Origin of the sequence: Dolichospermum circinale AWQC310F (assembly GCF_000426925.1) — a bacterium.
Taxonomy (GTDB): domain Bacteria; phylum Cyanobacteriota; class Cyanobacteriia; order Cyanobacteriales; family Nostocaceae; genus Dolichospermum; species Dolichospermum circinale.
Genome location: NZ_KE384677.1, coordinates 23,953 through 43,777, shown reverse-complemented (window position 1 = coordinate 43,777; position 19,825 = coordinate 23,953). Strand labels below are relative to the sequence as shown.

At 35.6% G+C, this 19,825-nt stretch carries 17 protein-coding genes; 11 read left to right on the top strand and 6 right to left on the bottom strand.

The features are described from left to right. Positions 1-378: hypothetical protein (locus ACIR310F_RS22005; RefSeq protein WP_196803191.1), on the bottom strand; the 378-nt coding region annotated here is incomplete at its 3' end. A 279-nt stretch (positions 379-657) separates the two neighbouring features. Here ACIR310F_RS22005 and ACIR310F_RS0109675 point away from each other — a divergent pair. After that, on the top strand, positions 658-978 hold the full coding sequence (locus tag ACIR310F_RS0109675) for a hypothetical protein (RefSeq protein ID WP_028083666.1): 321 nt from the start codon (positions 658-660) through the stop codon (positions 976-978). 60 nt (positions 979-1,038) lie between these two features. Here ACIR310F_RS0109675 and ACIR310F_RS0109670 read toward each other — a convergent pair whose 3' ends face one another. Both ACIR310F_RS0109670 and clpS read right to left on the bottom strand, forming a co-directional pair. Further along, positions 1,039-1,335 (bottom strand): DUF2103 domain-containing protein, encoded by a 297-nt coding sequence (locus ACIR310F_RS0109670; RefSeq protein ID WP_028083665.1) that lies wholly within the window; start codon positions 1,333-1,335, stop codon positions 1,039-1,041. A gap of 1 nt (position 1,336) precedes the next feature. Further along, positions 1,337-1,660 (bottom strand): ATP-dependent Clp protease adapter ClpS, encoded by a 324-nt coding sequence (gene clpS, locus ACIR310F_RS0109665; protein WP_028083664.1) that lies wholly within the window; start codon positions 1,658-1,660, stop codon positions 1,337-1,339. 228 nt (positions 1,661-1,888) lie between these two features. Between clpS and ACIR310F_RS0109660 the strand changes: the two genes are divergently transcribed. Next, positions 1,889-2,326, top strand: a complete 438-nt coding sequence (locus ACIR310F_RS0109660; RefSeq protein WP_028083663.1) for a DUF29 domain-containing protein — start codon at positions 1,889-1,891, stop codon at positions 2,324-2,326. Between the two features lie 7 nt (positions 2,327-2,333). Here the strand turns inward: ACIR310F_RS0109660 and ACIR310F_RS0109655 are convergent, their stop codons facing one another. Together ACIR310F_RS0109655 and ACIR310F_RS0109650 are read right to left on the bottom strand one after the other, a co-directional pair. After that, complete coding sequence (locus ACIR310F_RS0109655; protein WP_028083662.1) at positions 2,334-3,572, bottom strand: family 10 glycosylhydrolase; 1,239 nt, start codon at positions 3,570-3,572, stop codon at positions 2,334-2,336. A gap of 187 nt (positions 3,573-3,759) precedes the next feature. After that, the gene (locus ACIR310F_RS0109650) at positions 3,760-5,784 is read right to left on the bottom strand and encodes an FAD-dependent oxidoreductase (RefSeq protein ID WP_028083661.1); all 2,025 of its coding nucleotides are present in this window, start codon (positions 5,782-5,784) and stop codon (positions 3,760-3,762) included. Positions 5,785-5,918: 134 nt separating this feature from the next. Between ACIR310F_RS0109650 and ACIR310F_RS0109645 the strand changes: the two genes are divergently transcribed. Together ACIR310F_RS0109645 and ACIR310F_RS0109640 are read left to right on the top strand one after the other, a co-directional pair. Beyond that, positions 5,919-6,143, top strand: coding sequence for a helix-turn-helix domain-containing protein (locus ACIR310F_RS0109645; protein WP_028083660.1), 225 nt, complete (start codon positions 5,919-5,921; stop codon positions 6,141-6,143). Further along, positions 6,136-7,017 carry a hypothetical protein gene (locus tag ACIR310F_RS0109640; RefSeq protein ID WP_028083659.1) on the top strand — a complete coding sequence of 294 codons (882 nt, stop codon included), beginning with the start codon at positions 6,136-6,138 and terminating at the stop codon, positions 7,015-7,017. Before ACIR310F_RS0109645 ends, ACIR310F_RS0109640 begins: the two co-directional genes overlap by 8 nt. Here the strand turns inward: ACIR310F_RS0109640 and ACIR310F_RS0109635 are convergent, their stop codons facing one another. After that, positions 7,018-7,956, bottom strand: coding sequence for a DNA-methyltransferase (locus ACIR310F_RS0109635; protein WP_081677572.1), 939 nt, complete (start codon positions 7,954-7,956; stop codon positions 7,018-7,020). Positions 7,957-8,210: 254 nt separating this feature from the next. On the opposite strand from ACIR310F_RS0109635, the gene ACIR310F_RS0109630 reads away from it, so the two are divergent. The 7 genes from ACIR310F_RS0109630 to ACIR310F_RS0109600 all read left to right on the top strand — a co-directional run bounded on the left by ACIR310F_RS0109630 (position 8,211) and on the right by ACIR310F_RS0109600 (position 19,790). Then, positions 8,211-10,337 carry a tetratricopeptide repeat protein gene (locus ACIR310F_RS0109630; protein WP_028083657.1) on the top strand — a complete coding sequence of 709 codons (2,127 nt, stop codon included), beginning with the start codon at positions 8,211-8,213 and terminating at the stop codon, positions 10,335-10,337. 162 nt (positions 10,338-10,499) lie between these two features. Continuing rightward, positions 10,500-10,694: a heavy-metal-associated domain-containing protein gene (locus ACIR310F_RS0109625; protein ID WP_028083656.1), complete on the top strand. Its 195-nt coding sequence runs from the start codon at positions 10,500-10,502 to the stop codon at positions 10,692-10,694. A gap of 633 nt (positions 10,695-11,327) precedes the next feature. Continuing rightward, entirely contained in the window at positions 11,328-13,943 is a 2,616-nt protein-coding gene (gene gyrA / locus ACIR310F_RS0109620) for a DNA topoisomerase (ATP-hydrolyzing) subunit A (protein ID WP_028083655.1), read from the top strand. A 438-nt stretch (positions 13,944-14,381) separates the two neighbouring features. Next, positions 14,382-14,990: a type 2 periplasmic-binding domain-containing protein gene (locus ACIR310F_RS0109615; protein WP_071604810.1), complete on the top strand. Its 609-nt coding sequence runs from the start codon at positions 14,382-14,384 to the stop codon at positions 14,988-14,990. Beyond that, positions 14,983-15,618, top strand: coding sequence for a cupin domain-containing protein (locus ACIR310F_RS0109610; RefSeq protein WP_028083653.1), 636 nt, complete (start codon positions 14,983-14,985; stop codon positions 15,616-15,618). The genes ACIR310F_RS0109615 and ACIR310F_RS0109610 overlap by 8 nt, the downstream gene beginning before the upstream one ends. Positions 15,619-15,649: 31 nt before the next feature. Further along, positions 15,650-16,450 (top strand): SDR family oxidoreductase, encoded by an 801-nt coding sequence (locus ACIR310F_RS0109605; protein ID WP_028083652.1) that lies wholly within the window; start codon positions 15,650-15,652, stop codon positions 16,448-16,450. Between the two features lie 55 nt (positions 16,451-16,505). Beyond that, positions 16,506-19,790 carry a non-ribosomal peptide synthetase gene (locus ACIR310F_RS0109600; RefSeq protein WP_028083651.1) on the top strand — a complete coding sequence of 1,095 codons (3,285 nt, stop codon included), beginning with the start codon at positions 16,506-16,508 and terminating at the stop codon, positions 19,788-19,790. Positions 19,791-19,825 lie beyond the last annotated feature (35 nt).

Genomic DNA, 19,825 nt, shown 5'->3' with positions numbered 1-19,825 from the left:
ATTTAAAATCACCTTACGTGAAGGATCTATTACCTCTAATCTGATCAATTCCCGTTGCACAATTTGCCAAGAAACTCGATATTTATATTTACCATTGGTCCACGTGAATACTGGACGCGATTGAGTACCAGATGCTTTAGCACCAATTAAACAAATTTGTTTACCTGTTTTGAGATTTAAGTTTTTGTAGTAATATTTACCTTGAGCTTGCCAAAGTGTTAAATTCCAACTGGGTGGTTGTAGTTGTCCTTCGACATCAAAAAATTTTCCCTCTGGAAAAGCAAGATTAGCTACAGCTTGACTCGGAACATAAATATCTGCAACTATGGGTAAAGAAAGACCCAAAACTAAGGAGAGGGCTATGGCTTTGATTTGCATGATAATTATTCACTCAACACTAACTCAACACTAATATTACTCTTCTATTTTTTAGAGCAACTTGATTCTAGTTATAATACTTAATTGTATCATTCCTTGCATAAATCTTTAAATTAAATTAAAATTAAACATTGTCATAAAACTTGAAATAATCCGTTATATGTGAAGAAAGTTGTGGAAGCATTGCAATTTGTAACTATTTTGTACAACCATTAGGCATAATCCTTTAGACTAGATTTCCATAGAAATATCAAACATTGAAAATGGAGACAAGGATCAATGACTACGATAAATTTATCTGGCCATGAGTTTGTAGTTGCTATTTCCTCAGTCGCTTGTATTCTCGGTTTATGGTTGCTAAATGATGATCATCAAGAAATAGACGATATCCAACAAACAGAAGCAGATTTATTAAGAATGACTTTTGGTTATTGGTTAGTTTATTGTCTGGCTTTTGCGATGGAAAAAGTATTTTTATTTGATGAGGAAGCTATCATCATATTTTTGAGAATTACTACAGCTTTGTCATATTTTTTAACATTTTCTTGTATCTTGAGTTTACCGTTACATAAATTTGCAATTCATAAAATTGAAGAATAATCAAAAGTCAAGGTTAAAACAGAAATTTAGTTCTAACCTTGCTGTTTGTAAATTCATAATTTACGCAATTTTCATAGCAATGGCTATCGCACTTTCCAGTTCATCCTGTAGTAAAGTTGTGAGGATAAACACCTCCTGTACTGTTTTACCCTGACGCGCAATGATTTTATAACCACCGCGAATGGGTACTGACACACGCAACTGCATTTTTGGAGCATGACCCCTGGCTCTCCCAATTACCGCAGGGGTGACAGTAAGAATGCCATTGTGTTGGCACAAGCGTTCTAAAATGGGAATTAGACCGGGAATATGGGTAGAGTGATTCCAAACAAGTCTACCATCGGTGGGTTTAGACATATTAGGCTGCTTCCAGGGGAGCCATTGTCAACCCAGCGCGACGTAGTTGCTGGTGGTATAATTCCGCTGGTTCTTGGGGTCCTGTCCAGACAATTGCTCGTCCTTCGTAGTGAACCTGATTAGTTAGATCCCACGCGCGATCGCTCGACATACCAGGAATATACTTCATTAAGCATTCAGCGACGTGCTGAAAAGTGTTAAAATCATCATTCAAGACAATCACCTTATAATTAGGATAGGTTTTGCGAGTCACTTGATTAACCCGGTCAGGTGTCACAGTTGGTGCTGAGGCCATAGTATACACATCCACAAGTTTTGTCACCATAGAAAAATGAGCCAAAAACGACTTTGTTCAAACTAAGATTACAAATAACTAGTTTAATCTATTGCTGACTGGGTTAGTAGTCAAGCACAAGCCGATAATATGTCAAAATATTAATTGAAATTGATCATGTAGATCATGTAATTAATACTTTACCTTTTCAGGACTTAGGATATAATATCCAGAATACAATTGAAATCAGAATCTATAAATATGATAACAGGTGCGAAAATGAACACCTTTTCACTCTATACAAATGATTTTTATGCTTGGACTCAAGAACAGGTTAATTTACTCAAAACTCAACAATGGGATACATTAGATACTGTTAACCTAATTGAAGAATTAGAAACCTTGGGAAGAAAAGAAAGACAAGAATTAAGAAATAGATTAGCCCTATTGCTAGGACATTTATTAAAATGGCAATTTCAAACAGAAAAACGCAGTAGTAGTTGGTTGAGTACAATTCGAGAACAACGTATTCAAATCAAACTACTTTTACAAGATAGTCCTAGTTTGAAACCTTATTTAGAAGAAGTTTTTCTCACAGCTTACGAATTAGGTTTAGCATTAGCAATGAGAGAAACTCAATTAGGTCAACAAATATTTCCCGAAATATGTCCATACACTTGCGAACAAACCCTCAATTCTGAATTTCTACCAGATTAATATTTGGTTAAGGTAAACCATTTGATTTCATGATTAAGCTGTTGAAGGTAGAAGCCGTTTCTTCTGGTTTTCCAGAAGCGGGAAAAACTAAAACACTCTTAATAGTAGGGTTATTTACTATTTCTTTTAAACGATGGAATTGTTTCTCAGTAATAGCAATTCCTGCCGAATTTTTCACATAATTTAATTCCTCTGGAAAATTAGCATCATTATAAGCTTGAATAAATGCCCGATCAACATTCCATTTTTGCCAATCAGCCGCGAAATATCGTCTAGACCAATAGGGGTTATGATGGCAAATATCAAAACTAACGGTCGAGTTAGCTTGTTTCATCCCCGTGATCATTTGCTGCACAAAAGTAGTTAACTTAGTGGTACGATCTACTTTGCCAGGTAATTCAGCATGATAACCTAAATAATCATCCCATTGTACAGCATCAATTTTGGGATACCTTTGAACAAATTCCACTAAGATATTTTTGAAGAAATTAGCAACTTCAGGAATTTCTACATCAAGCACATAATGGTCAATACCAGCATAAGTTTTATCTATACCAGGAACAATCCATTTCTGAGCGATCGCCAAATCAAAAATCGGGCTATTTTTATCTATTTTAATTCCCTTCTCAAAATAAGCATGGACTTGCATATCCTGTTTATGTGCCTCATCAATTAGCCAATCTAGCCATTGATCTTCAAATAAATTTGGACAACTTTTATAACCTAGAGTTTGCTGCATCACCTTGCTATTGTACATGGTACAACCATTACCCCAAACCCCGTGAATAATGGTATTAAAACCTTGAGAGTGATAGTAACGAACTCTAGCCCGAATTGTTTGTTCATTAGCATTATTACTAACTTGGTAACGACTTAAATAAATTCCTCTAATCACCTTTTTTTGCCAATTAGTTTGGGGTAAATTTTTTTTGATGGCCAGTTGATTATTAGGAATAATATTACCAGGGCTTGATCCAGCAGGAACAGGAATTGCCGAAGCAATTGGCTGGGGATTAGAAGGAATATTGAAAATTTTTGATGATGCAGAAGTAGGAATTGTAGAAGCAATCGGGGTAGGATTTAAAATTGGAATAGTTAATTGTTGGCTTTGAGGCAAAAATTTACTCATATCTAAATTTCCTTTCTGGCTAAACCACCAATAACCACCTCCGAAAATAACTATAATTAAAGAAAATGGAATATTGGCACATCCACATCCATTTGGTTCTTTTTTTGGTTGCGACATAGTAAGATGATAATTTTCTGGTAATCTCGTTGGATAGACAAGTTATCAAAAATTAGATAACCATAGACTCGATTCATATAACAAGCTACAGTTTCACTTCTTGACTTTCCAGTTAAAAGTTAAAAAATCTGATCCCAACTCACAATAATCATCAGGGTTTACACAGTAAACCCCAAAAAGACTAAACTTACCGCCAATCATCCCAATTTTCGTTAAAAATAGAAGTATCAGGAAAAGCCGTAGGATTACCATTTTCCGTCAAAATCTGTTTTAGAATTTCTAATTGTGGTTCTTGTCTAGGTAAATCATTAACTAATTCATAGGGGTCAATTCCTTGTTTTAAAGCAAAACTGGCCACAGTTCCCGCAGCAGCACCAGCAGACCATTCAAAAGAATGAACTCGATAAGCAGCAGCAGCAATATGACTAGTAGCAATACTTTTTCCTCCTACCAATAAATTATCAATTTTTTGGGGAATCATTGCCCGGAGTGCAATTTGGAAAGGATAAGCAAAACCCGCACCTCTTCTTTCTCCTGCACGTTCCGTATTACCAGGTAATTCCGCTGGAGTTTTTGCCATACAAGGATGAAAATCTATCGCATAATGACCAATACCTACAGCGTCAGGATAAATTGTAGAGCGACTTCTGCGAACAACTTTTTCTGGGGAAATTTTACCCATAATTACAGATGTTACTTCTAAACCAGCCACTGTTGCTTTTAAATTGCGATACATATTTGCTGGGAGATTTTTTCGATAATATTCATCATTATAATCACGACGAGAAATATCAACTTCCCAAATCCCAAAACCTTCCGGTTGTCCCCAACTAGGACGGCCAATAATACGTCTTCCTTCCCTAATATAGGGGTATTTAGATAAACCATGAACCGTCCCCATAGGTGAATCTAAACCTGTTAAAAAACGAATATTTGTTTGCGGTTGTTTCACCCCTTCTCCTAATTGAGAATCTGTAGTTCCTGCATACAACCAATAAAAATAAGAAAAAGCCTTTTCTTCAGCTTTGCGGAGGGTTTCTGTGCGTAGTCCACCTTGCCAACCTCCTGGTTTTAACTGTCCAGAATTTTCTAATTGTTGACGAGTGTAAATCAGATTATCTGCGGCTGTTCCTGGACGGTAATCATTTCCCCAAGTCCAGTTTTGCATGGAAATATCCCCTGGTGTGGGTACGGTAAATTTCACACCATTAAATTTAGTTAATTGTCCTGTTTGGGGACTCCAAATTCTGCGATAAGTAAATACTAAATCAAAGTTTGCTAATCGCTTTAATTCATAACTAAAATATGGTGCATATTGGGGATAAAATGACGGCATTGTGATTTGTTGCGGTGATTTTGTTGCCTCCATAGCAAAGGTATAAGTAAAACCTTGAGTACAATAAGGATCATTGGTTGTGCTAGAAGATGAAGGTTCAAGGTGAGAAAGTGCATCAATTCCTAAACGGTAAGGAACATCTGCTAAAGCAATAATTTCCCCGGTTTCACTTGTGTCTATAACGTACCATTTTCCCAACTTATTGGGAGTTGGTTTAGGAAGAAAACGAATAATAGTTTTCCTGAATAGAGATGAGTTTTCATAACTATAAGCATCTGCAATAGTTTGGGATAAAGTATTAGTATTTAAAGGTGGTGTACCTGGTAATGGTTGATGTTGAATTGCGATCGCATTATTAATAATTTTGCCATTTTGACTAATTTCTAAATCTTTAATTACTGTATTCGGAAAAAATTGTAATTTTCCCTTACCTTTCTTTTCGGCATCTTTGAGCATTTTTGTGATAATATCATGAGCATCACCAGGGAGAAAACAAGAATCACTTACCCAACATTCACCAGGGTTAAGTTTACCATATTTGCGTTCAATGCGGTTTCTTAATTCGGAATAACCGCGAGAATAGAATTGTTTAGATCGTTGAGTTGGTCTTTCGTCTAATGCAGATGTTCCTTGAGAGGAAATTTGTCCCCCCAACCAGTCGGTTATTTCTGTTAAACAAACTGTTCTTCCCATAAGTAAAGCTTCATAAGTTGTTGCTACTCCTGAGAGTCCACCACCCACGACTAGAAGCTCACAGTTGACCGTTTTATCTGGAGTCCGTGGAGGAGTAGCTGTAACTCCATAAGGAGCGAGGAAGGTGGTAAATAAGCTAAAACTAATCAATGTTTGTAAGCCTTTCTTGTATCTTTGTTTCATGGTTTCTGCACTCTGTACACTACTATGTCAAATTATATAGGTTATCTTTGGGGAAAGATTAATACTTCATTAGACATGATTATGGTACTTAAAGTCCGTGGACTTAAAGACATTAATAGCTTTTAATTGTCTTTATGACAACATCTAACAGTAAAAACGTCCAAAAAGAATTTGGTCTTCGTCTACGTCAAATTAGGCAAAAGATGGGTCTATCTCAAGAAGAATTAGCGCATTTATGTAACTTAGACCGGAGTTATGTAGGAGGGGTAGAACGGGGAGAAAGAAATATTAGTCTTGTGAATATTCATAAAATTGCAAATGCGTTAAATATTTCACCTAGAGAGTTTTTTAATGACTAATATTGCTGATAATATCAGATTGAAAGAACTGGCAATTATTGCTAACTCAAATAAGCTTTTTTTTGATGATTTTATTAACTTTATAGAATCAGAAAATTATAGTAATCTACATGAATTTGTTCTTGAAAAAAATTCATACAAAGCACAACAAGTGTTACTAAAATATTTAAAGCGCAAAGTTCCCAAAGACCTAAATTTATATGACGGAATTGCTCGTCCATATCCTGAAAGTAAAGCAAAATGGCTGTTTTTAGGTTGGATTTTTAGAGATGCTCCCATACAAAGATTACAAAACATCCTCAAAAATATTGATGGAACAGCTAATGAGCGTAAAGCCATACTTTTAAATCATGTGCGTGAATATGTATCTACTATTTTACCTGAACCAGAAAGATGGGAATGGTTTCCTATTTGCGAAGTTATGATGGAACGATTAGAAGGAAGCCGTCGAGCTATAAAAGGAAATTTATTTGAGGCAATTATTCGCACAAATTTGAAAGAAATATTCAAAAATAACAATATAAAACTGAGAATTGGAGAAAATCAAATTAAACTTGGTGGTGAGACTTATGATGTAACGATTATGGGAGAGAAAGGAACAATTTTAATTCCAGTTAAAACCAGAGAAACAACTGGTGGAGGTCATGCTTTACTTTTTACCAGAGATATTAACCAAGCAATTGAAAAAGCGAAAAATGATGGATATAAATGTATTCCAATTATCATAGCTGAAGCATGGAAAATAGATTTTGATTCCCTGAAATCACAAGAATTTATTCACATTGATAAAAATCCCAATCAAATAATTGAATTAGAACCATTACTGAATCATAAACTCAAGGAGATTTTAGATATTTTCCAATCAATTGAATAATTATGTTGAAAAAATTCGCTTGATGGCAATTTTACAGTAATCTTCATTAAGTTCAATACCAATAAATTTCCGTCCTTTCTTCATAGAAACTAATCCTACAGTACCAGCACCAAAAAAAGGATCAAGAACTATTCCCCCTTCAGACGAACCCGCTAAAATACATGGTTCTATTAATTGTTCTGGGAAAACAGCAAAATGTGCCTCTCTAAATTTAGATAAAGGAACTTCCCAAACTGTTCTTTTATTTCTACCTTGAGGATGAAATGCTTGGTCCCATCTGCCATTATGCAAATTAGAATTACCTGAATTTTTGCCTTGTTCTGGAGTTCCCCCTTTTTTACCTAAATGATTCCGTCCTCCTCGCATTTTACTATTTTCAGAGAAAGTTACATGAGGTTCACGAATAGCATCTGCATCATAGTAATACTTGGAACTTTTGGCAAATAAAAATATATATTCATGATCAGTTGTTGGACGGTTTTTAACAGAAGATGGCATGGCATTAGGTTTATACCAGATAATATCCGATCTTAAAATCCATCCTCTTTCTTTAAGAGCTAATGCCAATTTCCAAGGTAGTCCTGCTAAATTTCCATCTATATATTTATCACCCAAATTGATCCAAAGCGTCCCATCTTCTTTTAAAACTCTTTTGACCTCATCAAATACTTCTAAAAGTTTGTTTACGTATTCATCTGGATTTTCTTCAATTCCAATTTGTTCTTCTCTACAGTAGTCTCTTTGACCATAATAAGGAGGACTTGTGATCACCGTTTGCACTAATGAATCTGGTAGTTTTTTTAGAGAATTTAAAGCTTCTCCATTGATGAGAAAATTTGCTTGCTGGAAATTAACTTCACCAATATCGTCTATTTTCACTACTAGTTTTCTATCTAGATTCGCAAACAGTGGTAGATTTGCAGTTATGTAATCCAACACAGAATTTACTTTAACTCTTAGATTTTACTTTTAATCATTTTAAGCCCTTTCAGCTTGAAAAGCAACCAGGGGTTAATTCTAGATGTCCTCTCTTCGATTGATCCATAATTCCATCCTAGAATAGGTGATATTTGTCCCCAAATCTGTTAATATCGAAAAGCCTAAAAATTCAGTAACCTGACACCAATCATCTATCATAGATGCAGTATAAACACACCGTTATCAAAACTAACCACCTGCTAGGGAAAATTGTCATGAAGAACAAAAAGCCCATCTTCTCAAATCTAGCTTTAAAAAGCACCATTTTCTTTTCACCTTTACTGCTATTAACGGCTTTTATTAGCCAAAGCATTGTACCATCTGCTACCGCTCAGGTACTATCAAATCAGCACCAGGAAAAATTAGCGCAAAAACCAGTCAAATCTGATTTAGAAATTGCTTTTACTCGCACAAATACCTTAATCAATATTTGGTTAACTATTTTAAGTTTATTTCCTGTAGCTTTAATTGCGGTATTATGGTTTTTTCGTCGAGCTATAATTAGGGAAATTGTAGAACGAGGAATGCAACAAATTCAAGGGATTGAAAATTTGCAAACTCAATTAACTACAGTTCAAACAGAAGCTAAAAACCTGATTCGAGAATCTCAAAATACTACGCAAGAATTAGCGCAAGAAGTTGATAATTTTAAACAAAAGATTCAGGGTGAACAAGAAAATTTATCCATGCTTTTATCTGATTTACCTAAATCAAAACAAGAGTTTTTAACAGCTTTGGAAATTGAGGTGAAATCTGCTCAAGAAAATATCAGTAATTTAGAGTTTACATTGAATACTCAATTAGAACGATTAAATTTATCTGCTCAACAGCAAAAAATTACAATTGACAATGTCAAAAAATTAGAAACTGAGCTATTTTCTGAATTTATCAAACTCAAGTTAGAGGTGGAAAATCAAAAAGATATTGCTATTGTTGACATTGAACAATCTCGCAGTAATCTCATATCTCAATTTCAGGTAGTAGAGTCAGAAGCTCAAGCACAAAAATATCAGACTTTTGAGAATTTAGTCAAATTACAAGTAGAATTTACCGGTGAATTATCTCAATTTCAATTAGATGTTAAAAATCAAAAAGATATAGTGATCAACAATATCGAAAATCTCAATAATCTATTTAAATCTGAAGTTACTGAATTAAAGACTGATACGCAAATCCAGAAATATCAATTTATTGAGGATTTATCTAGATCCCAAAGTGAATTTTCTCAGGAACTTACAGAATTACAAAATGCAGCTATTCAACGAAAAAAGCAAATTATAGACAATTTAGAAAAATCCTGCGGTGAATTTACATCTCAGTTTTCAGATTTACAAAATGATGTCCAAAAACAGAAAATTACTATTCTGGAAAATCTGCAAAAGTTAGAAAGTGAATTTTCTCAGGAACTTACAGAATTACAAAATACAGCTATTCAACGACAACAGCAAATTATAGACGATTTAGAAAAATCTGGAGAAGAATTTACATCTCAGTTTTCAGACTTACAAAATGATGTTCAAAAACAGCAAATTGTTACTTTAGAAAATCTGCAAAAATTAGAAATTGATGCTCAACAACGTAAAGATATAATTCTCAAAGAACTAGCGGAAATTACACCTCCCCCAGTCATAGAAAAAGCACCAGAACCATCTCTTAATGATTATCTAAAAGAAGCAGAAAAGCTATTTTTAGAAAAACGTCATCAAGATGCTTTAGCTATTTATGAACAAATCATTAAAATTCAACCTGAAAATCCAGAAAATTGGCTCAAACGTGGTATTCTATTCAATAGATTAAACCGCTATAAAGATGCTATTATTTCCTATAATCAAGCTATTAAAATTAATCCCGAATATCATCAAGCTTGGTGTGATATTGGTGTATCATGTGGAAAATTAGGAAAACATCAAGAAGCTTTTAACTGTTTTGATAAAGCTATTCAAATTCAACCTGATGATGGAGTTGCTTGGGTAAATCGTGGTTTATCTTTGGTAGAGTTAGAACGCTATGAAGACGCAATTGCTTCTTTTGATAAAGCTTTAGAATTTCAACCTAATTCTCCTAAAATTTGGGATAAACGCGGTTATACTTTAGTTAGGTTGGGAGAAGATAATCAAGCAATTATCAGTTTTGATAAAGCACTAGAAATTAAACCTGATTATCATATTGTATATTATCACAAAGCTGCTTGTTATGCACTACAAAGACAAGTTAAATTAGCTTTAGAAAATCTGCAAAAAGCCATTGAGTTTAATCCTAATTATCGAGAAGACGCTGGAAATGATATTGATTTTGATCATCTAAAAAATGAGCCAGATTTTCAAAAATTAATTCAGGGTTAAAACTTTCGTTGTAGTTTTATTTAACCCAAACCACGATTTTCTTGATTTTCTTATCAAATATGTTCTATATTAACTAATTAATCTGGAGGATTTAGGATATAATATTTTTGTTTTTGCAAACATTGTCTTATTTGTAATTGGGTTTTCACCTCTTTTTTGTTTATGACTATTCAACTTACTGTTCCGGGAATGTCTTGTTCTGTTTGTGCTAATAAAATCACTAATGCCGTTAAAATTGTTGATGTTAATGCTATTGTGGAAGCTAACCCTCAAACAAAACTTGTCAATGTAGATACTCAAGCTTCGGAAACTGCTATCAAAGAAGCTTTAATTGCTGCTGGTTATCCTCCTTCCTAATGGAAGGGTGCGTCACACAAAGCTGAACGCACCCTAAATCACATAATGTCTTATTTTCTCAATCAAGTCGCGGGAAAAAAGAAGATTTAGGGGTTGACAATTGATTTAAAATTTGTTATGATAGAACTGATGAGGAAGAACTATCATCAAATAATTAATAGATAGGCATTTACAGCAAGTAGCTTTGAGTGAGGCAGACCTTATGTGGGCAAGATGCCCGCACCACAAGAGTTTTATCATTAATATCTGTACTTAATAATATCGATAATTGGTGTATAGTTTGTTTTAACTAACTTAATCGCTTTCATTCTCGTTAATTTATAAATTTAGAAATTATAAATTAAAATTGTCTCAATTTCTTATTGATTTCTATTGTTTAATTCTCTGGCTGATTTAATGGGTTTATTTTTTTGAATTTTAGATGATCTAATATTACTTAATAAACACAAAATCAACTTTCATTTTCTGGTTTTGATTGACTATTTTGGCCAATTGGATAGTATTTGTGCAAATTGGGTGACAATGTGTTAGAATTATAGCAAAATATGACAACTATTCAAAGTTTATTTGACATAATTTTGTATTTTGTCAAGTTGAAAGCTAAAATTTACATTTTTTGGAGTTTTGGAGTCTATGACAACCTCACAGGAGAGGATTATCCCGACAGATTTGCGAAATGAAATGTCGCGGTCTTATCTAGAATACGCTATGAGCGTCATTGTGGGTCGGGCGTTACCAGATGCTAGGGATGGTCTCAAACCTGTGCATCGTCGCATCCTGTATGCTATGCACGAACTAGGTTTGCTACATGATCGCCCCTTTAGAAAATGCGCCCGTGTCGTAGGGGAAGTATTGGGTAAATATCACCCCCACGGTGACACTGCGGTTTATGACGCTTTGGTGCGGATGGCACAGGATTTTTCCATGCGATCGCCCCTGATAAATGGTCATGGTAACTTTGGTTCGGTAGATAATGATCCACCAGCGGCTATGCGGTACACAGAATGCCGATTGCACGCATTAACCAGTATTGCGCTTCTCCAAGATATTGAAGCAGAAACCGTAGATTTTGCTGATAACTTCGACGGTTCTCAACAAGAACCAACGGTTTTACCCTCCCGCATTCCCCAACTCCTGTTAAATGGTTCTTCGGGAATTGCAGTGGGAATGGCGACAAATATTCCCCCGCATAATTTGGGAGAATTGATTGATGGATTAGTAGCATTAATACACAATCCTGAAATTACTGACATACAATTAATGCAGTATATTCACGGCCCCGACTTTCCCACCGGAGCGCAGATATTGGGAGTCAGTGGTATTAAAGAAGCTTACACCACAGGTCGCGGTTCAATCACCATGCGGGGTGTAGCCAATATTGAAACCATTGAACAACGCAACCGTCCCGAACGGGAAGCAATTATCATTACCGAATTACCTTATCAAACCAATAAAGCCGCATTAATCGAAAAAATTGCCGAATTGGTGAATGATAAGAAAATCGAAGGTATTGCAGATATCCGCGATGAAAGCGATCGGGACGGCATGAGAATCGTCATCGAATTAAAACGTGATGCCTATCCCCGTGTCGTTTTAAACAACCTTTATAAGCAAACTCCCCTACAGGCTAACTTTGGGGCGAATATGTTGGCATTAGTCAATAGCGAACCTCAAACCCTTAACCTCAAAAGATTCCTCAGCGTTTTCCTGGACTTCCGCATTTTCTCCATAGAACGCCGTACCCGCTACGAATTACGGAAAGCAGAAGAAAGAGATCACTTATTGCAAGGATTACTAATTGCTCTGTCACAATTAGATGCAATTATTGTTTTAATTCGTCATGCACCGGACGCACCCACAGCCAAAGGAGAGTTAATTACCAATTACGGACTTTCCGAAGTGCAAGCAGACGCAATTTTACAAATGCAGTTGCGACGGTTAACGGCGCTAGAAGCGGATAAAATTCGCCTGGAACACGAAGAATTACAAGTGAAAATCACCGACTTACAGGATATTTTAGCCAGACGGGAACGGGTTTTAGAAATCATCGAAACGGAAATCGGCCAAATTAAAGCCAGCTTTGCTACACCCCGCCGCACGGTTATCACCCATGGAGAAGGAGACATAGATGACATTGACCTAATTGCTAACGAAAAAGCAGTGATTCTGGTTACAGAACAAGGTTACATCAAACGGATGCCCGTCAACACCTTTGAATCTCAAAACCGCGCTACTAGGGGTAAGGCAGGTGCTAAAGTTAAAGATGATGATACCATCGAGCATTTTTTAACTTGCTGTGATCATGATAGCATTTTATTCTTTAGCGATCGCGGAGTGGTCTACTCACTCAAAGCCTATCAAATACCCGTAGGTTCGCGCACCAGTCGGGGGACACCCATAGTCCAAATGTTACCCATTCCCAAGGAAGAGAAAATTACTTCTATTGTCCCCGTAGACGAATTTAGCAGCGAAGAATATCTTGTGATGCTCACCAAAGGCGGTAACATCAAAAAAACCGTCCTAGAAGCATTTAGCCATATTCGCGCCAACGGACTAATTGCCATATCCTTAGAAGAAGGTGACCAACTACGCTGGGTGAGAAGAGCCAGAGTAGAAGACAGCATAATAATCGGTTCACGTCAAGGTATGGCCATTCACTTCCGCTGTACTCATGACCAACTGCGTCCTCTGGGTAGAGCCACTCGTGGTGTAAAATCCATGAAACTCAAGGATAAAGACGAACTCATAGGTATGGATATCCTACCTGCGGCCATTCTCGACACCTTAGATACTAGCACAGAAGGGGAAATAGAAGAAACAGCAGAAATAGAAGAAACCTTAGAAATTGCTGAAATTGAAAATATCGAAGAAACCGCAGAAACCAGTAACAGCAATAGTACCGGACCATGGGTACTAGTCATTACCGTAGGCGGTTATGGTAAGCGTGTTCCTGTTTCTCAATTCCGACTGCAAAACCGGGCTGGTCAAGGTTTAATGGCCACCAAATTCAAGACCCGCAAAACCAAAGACAAACTAGCCACTTTAAGAATTGTCAACAGCGACGACGAAATCATGATGGCCACCAATCGGGGTATTATTATACGTCAAGCGGTGAATGCAATTTCTATTCAGTCAAGGTCAGCCACTGGAGTTAAAGTGCAACGTTTAGATGAAGATGATGCCATTACCGGAGTTGCGATTGTTCCCCCCGATACTGGTGATAATGGAGAACTAGAGGACGCACAATAGCTAATTAGCAAGATCCCTGACTTCTTGTAGAAGTCGGGGATAGGAATTTTCTGGTATAACTTTTAATCTAAATTAACTATATCTCCTACATATACAATGCTATCTAAAATCACAGAATATTTTTTAATCTAAATTAACTATATCTCTTACATATACAATAGTATCTAAAATCACACAATATTTTTTTCAATACTAATTGACTAATGTGAACAATAAGTAATTAAATGTAGTTGGTTAATATTAAACGCTGAAATTAAGCCTAAATATCAAGTGTATCAAAAAATACAATTAAATTTGGCATACATGATAGATTTTTGGTGTGATTTACTCGCTTAAAAATCTTGCACAGTGAAGGGCAAAAATCTTCATACTTTTAGTTTAGGTTTGAACTTGTGGGGACATTACACATTTAACTTAGTTCAGCAATAGCAATAGTTTATGATCAAATTTCAAATTGAATTTAAGTACCCTATCCCTATATCCAAGACTTTAACTTTAGGGACATTAGGACCTAGCGGCACTAGCAGTGAAGCGGCGCTAAAATATCTAATCAGTCAAATTGAACCAGAGGAAATTAATGTTTTAGTGAAATTATTTGATAGTTTTATAGACCTACAGCAAGCGTTAAAAATCGAGCAAGTAGATTTAGCTTTAGTACCTCACGCATACGAGAAAATTAACGAATTTTATATGCACCCTAAATTTGATTTAGGCTTTATATTTGTCCATCCAACTCCTGTCTACGGATTAGCCAAAAGAAAAGATCAAGAATTTAAAGTTATAGGTAGTAGGATTGTTACCCATCCTGCATCATTACCGCTGTTATCGGAACTTTTACCAGCAGAATATAGTCATCAAGAAATGACAGTAGAATTAGTTAACTCTACCAGTGTAGCAGCTAAACAAGTACATCAAGGTTTAGCTGATTTAGCCATTACTAATGAAAAAGCACGACAATATTATGATTTGGAATTTGTTTCAATTCATGGAACAATACCTATGAGTTGGTCAGTTTTTTACAAAAAGCCCAGCGTAGCTTATGTCTAAATTTTTTCCCTCTTATCAAAATATCAAAGTTAGTCATGTAGATTTAGCGGCTTTTCAATGTCAGGATATTGTTTTTCAATTTGCTTACATTGCCCCTGGAGCTTGTTTTCCACTACATCAACATCCTGAAAGTCAAATGGGGATGGTAATTTCTGGCAATTTAGAGATGAATGTGAATGGTAAGAAAGAAATTTTAAACCCGTTACAACAAGTTTATAGTGCTGGCTCTGAAGTTCCCCATGGTTCAGTAAATTATTCAGATGAATCCATATTCTGTTTTGATGTGAAACGGCTCACTAATTTATCAACTGATGAAGCAGCTTTTATAGACCTAAAACCGACTTCAGATCAAATTACAAATTTCCCCAGCCATATCGCCGTCGGCTCTTGGTTTACAACCATTATTACCCAAATTCCTCCAAGAGAAAAAACCTCCAACCAGCAATCTGACAGTGAGGAAATAGGGGTGATTATTGATGGTAAAATGATGATCAATATAGGAGGAGAACAACAGGAGATCAAAAGAGGGGAAATTTATTATGCTCCTGCCAATGTAATTCATTCAGGTTATAATTCAGCATCAGAAACAGTGACATTAATAAAAATTGTGCTGCCACATTGTTCTTAAATTATTAGTTATTACTAGAGGTATATTTTTGATGGATTTAGGATTAACAGGAAAAGTGGCTTTAGTTACAGGATCTAGTGCGGGAATTGGTCTTGCAGTTGCCCAAACATTAGCACAGGAAGGATGTAAATTAATTATTTGTGGACGCAATTTTGAGAAAATTCAACAGATTGAAAAGCTACTAAGTCGAGAAAAAGAAAATTTAGAAATACTTGCTTTATCCGCTGATGTTCATAAAGCTGATCATTCTGATAATTTAGTAAATACTGCTTTAGATAAATTTGGAAAAATTGATATTTTAATTAATAATTCTGAAGGAGCATCATTTGCTAGTGAGGCAGTAGAAACATTATCAGATGATGACTGGCGGCTAGTATTTGAAGCTAAATTAATGGGTTATATTCGCATGACAAATTTAGTGTTACCAGGGATGAAAAATCACAAATGGGGTAGGATTATTAATATTGTGGGTACATCAGGAAAAGAACCTTCACCCCGGTTAATTAAATCAGGCGTGGCTAATGCAGCTTTAATGAATTTTACTAAATCTGTTTCTAGTCAAACTGCTAAATTTAATGTTTTGATTACTACAGTTAATCCTGGTTTAATTGACACACCCAGACATCGCCAGTATTTAGAAATTGCAGCCCAGGAGGAAAATCAATCAGTTGATGTAATTAGATCTCGAATTGCTGGTAAAATTCCTACTGGTCGTTTAGGTTTGTCTGATGAAGTGGCTAATTTAGTAGTCTTTTTAGCCTCAGAATGTTCTAGTTATATCACTGGAATAACGATTCCTATAGACGGGGGATTATCTGTTTCAGCCTTTTAAGTAATTCAGTGATTAAGTTTGTAGATTGATTTGTATTTGTGGAGATTAATAAGCAATGGTAACTATGCAAAATTCTGGTAATAAAACGAATAAAAATATTGAAGCTATTTATCCCTTATCATCAATGCAGCAGGGGATGTTATTTCATAGTCTTTATAACCCAGAATCAAAGGCTTATTTATCGCAAGTTCAAATTAGTTTGCAGGGTAACTTAGATATATTAGCCTTGGAAAAAGCTTGGTGTAAAGTAGTTGAACGTCATCCGGCTTTGCGGACTTTGTTTGTGTGGAAAAACCCCAAACAACCTTTACAAATAGTCCAAAAACAAGTTAATGTTCCTTGGGTAAATTTAGATTGGAGTTCTCTATCATCAGATGCACAACAAGAGCAATTAGATAGTTTTTGTCAATCTGATCAGGATGAATATTTTGCCCTGGATAAAGCTCCTTTGATGCGATTTACTCTGATTTTTATGGGAAATAAGAATTATGAATTAATCTGGAGTTCCCATCACATTTTAGCTGATGGCTGGAGTTTGTCAGTGATCATGGAAGAGGTTTGGCAGTTTTATACAGCTATAAATAAAGGAGAAACTTTATATTTATCACCTACCCGTCCTTATCGAGATTATATTGGTTGGTTACAACAGCAAGATATTCAACAAGCGGAAATTTATTGGCGTAAAAATTTGCAAGGTTTTACGGCAACTACACCTTTACAAGTTGATAATCTTCACCGTAAAAAAGATATTAGTGGAGAATATAATCATAAGTATTTTTCCTTGTCAGCAGAGGAGACAGCTAGTTTAAAAAACCTGACTCAAGAAAATTATTTAACATTATTTACACTGATACAAGCGGCTTGGGGAATACTTTTAAGTCGTTATAGTGGTGAAGCTGATATAGTTTTTGGTGCTACCATTTCTGGTCGTCCTCCGGCTTTATCTGGTGTAGAATCAATGGTTGGGTTGTTTGTGAATACCTTACCCGTGCGGGTGAAAATTCCCGAAGATATGGGAATTTTATCTTGGTTAAAACAGTTGCAACTAGAACAAATTGAACGAGAAGAATATGGATATACTCCATTGGTAGAAATTCAAGGTTGGAGTGATATACCACGGGGTCAATCTTTATTTGAAAGTTTTGTAGTCTTTAATAATTTACCCCTGGGTCAAGAGCTTCTCCAAGCAGATCATGACTTACAAATAATCAAAATTACCAATACTGGACACGCTGATTATCCGCTAACTTTGACAGTGACACCAGAGAAAGAATTAAAATTAAATTTAATTTATGCGGGCGATCGCTTTCATAGTGAGACAATTGAGAGAATGATAGGTCATTTGCAAACTCTATTACTGGGAATTGTGGCTAATCCTCACAGTCTACCTGGAAAATTACCTCTATTAACTCCCCAGGAACAAAAATTTCTTTTGGTAGATAGTAATCAAACAGCAGCGGAAAATTTACTCCAAGAAAATATCCACGAATTAGTTACAAAATGGTCAGAAAAAACACCTGATGCTGTAGCTTTGGTTTTTGCTGATCAAAAATTAACTTATGGGGAATTAAATAACCGCGCTAATCAATTAGCTCACTATTTGCAAAAATTAGGAGTGGGTGCAGATATACCTGTAGGGTTGTGCTTAGAGAGGGGTTTAGAAGTAGCGATCGCTATTTTAGCAACTCTCAAAGCTGGTGGTGTTTGTGTGCCTTTAGACCCTAATTATTCTCCAGAAAGATTGGGGTTAATTTTAGCAGATACTCAAGTACCTGTGCTGATCACTCAAACCAATTTACAAGGCTTACTTCCATGTGATTTCCCTCATCATCGGTTAATTTTAGATCAGGAATGGACACAAATTAATTTAGAGAACAAAACCAACCCAATTACTCAAATTACATCTGAAAACCTAGCTTATATAGTTTACAGTTCCGGTTCTACAGGTAAACCTAAAGGAATTTCTGTTCCCCATTATTCTCTGACCAACTTAATAGCACATCACTTAGCGAAAATGGCTTGTGGTGTCGGCGTTTTACAATTTGCACCTTTGAGTTTTGATGTTAGTTATCACGAAATTGCTGCTGCTTGGGGTACTGGTGGAACTCTGTATCTGATTCCCGAAAATACCCGTTTAGATTTAGGAAAATTAATGGAATTATTGGCAAATAATCCCATTCAAAAAGTGATTCTTCCCGTTAGTCTATTACAGCAATTAGCAGAATTTTACGGACAAGAAATAGAACTATTTAGCAATTTAAGAGAAATCTGTGCTGCGGGTGAGCAATTACAAATCACCCAACCAATGATTGATTTATTTAAACAACTGAAAAATTGCCGTTTGTATAACTTATATGGACCAACAGAAGCAGATTTAGTGACGACTTATGCCTTTAGCGAAAATCCAGAACAATGGCCTGTTTATGCACCCATTGGTAAAGCAGCTATCAATGTCAAAGTTTATATTTTAGACAAACATTTCCAACCTGTACCCGTGGGAATTGTGGGAGAATTATATGTTAGTGGTTATGGTTTAGCGCGAGAATATTTTCAGCGTCCAGAATTAACCAAAGAGAAATTCATTCCTAATCCTTTTGATAAATCACCTTATCATCGTCTGTATAAAACTGGAGACTTAGCAAGATATTTACCAGATGGTAATATTGAGTTTTTAGGAAGAATAGATGATCTCGTCAAAATTCGCGGTTATCAAATTGATTTATGTGAAGTCGAAGCAATTTTAAGTAAATATCCTCGAATTACTCAAGCAGTAATAACTACTCATGGGAAAAATGCTAAGGAAAAATTTCTCGTAGCCTACTTTATTCCGGTAGTTAGTGAAAATGTCAATACTTCTGAACTGAGAAAATATCTGGCTACTCAATTGCCAGATTATATGATTCCTTCTGTATTTGTGCAAATGGATTCTTTCCCCTTGAATCCTAATGGTAAAGTTAATCGTAAAGTTTTGCCAATTCCCACGCATGAGCGACCAGAATTAAATCAAATCTATATTGCACCACAAACCCCAATTCAAGAAATACTAACAGAAATTTGGGCTGAGGTATTAGGAGTTAAACAAGTAGGAATTGATGATAACTTTTTCCAATTAGGAGGACATTCACTCAAAGCCATACAATTAATTGGAAAAATTCGCCAGACACTAGAATTGGATATTACTATTCGTCATTTGTTTAATTCTCCCACCGTCAAAGAATTAGCTACTGTACTAGGAGAATTAGCTGGTGGAGAGGAAATTATCAATGAGATTGCTAAGACTATCCAAGAAATTGCCCAACTTTCCCCAGAACAAGTACAGGCAATGTTAGCACAGCAGTAGATTCAAAAATACATCAATAAAAGATACTAAAAGAA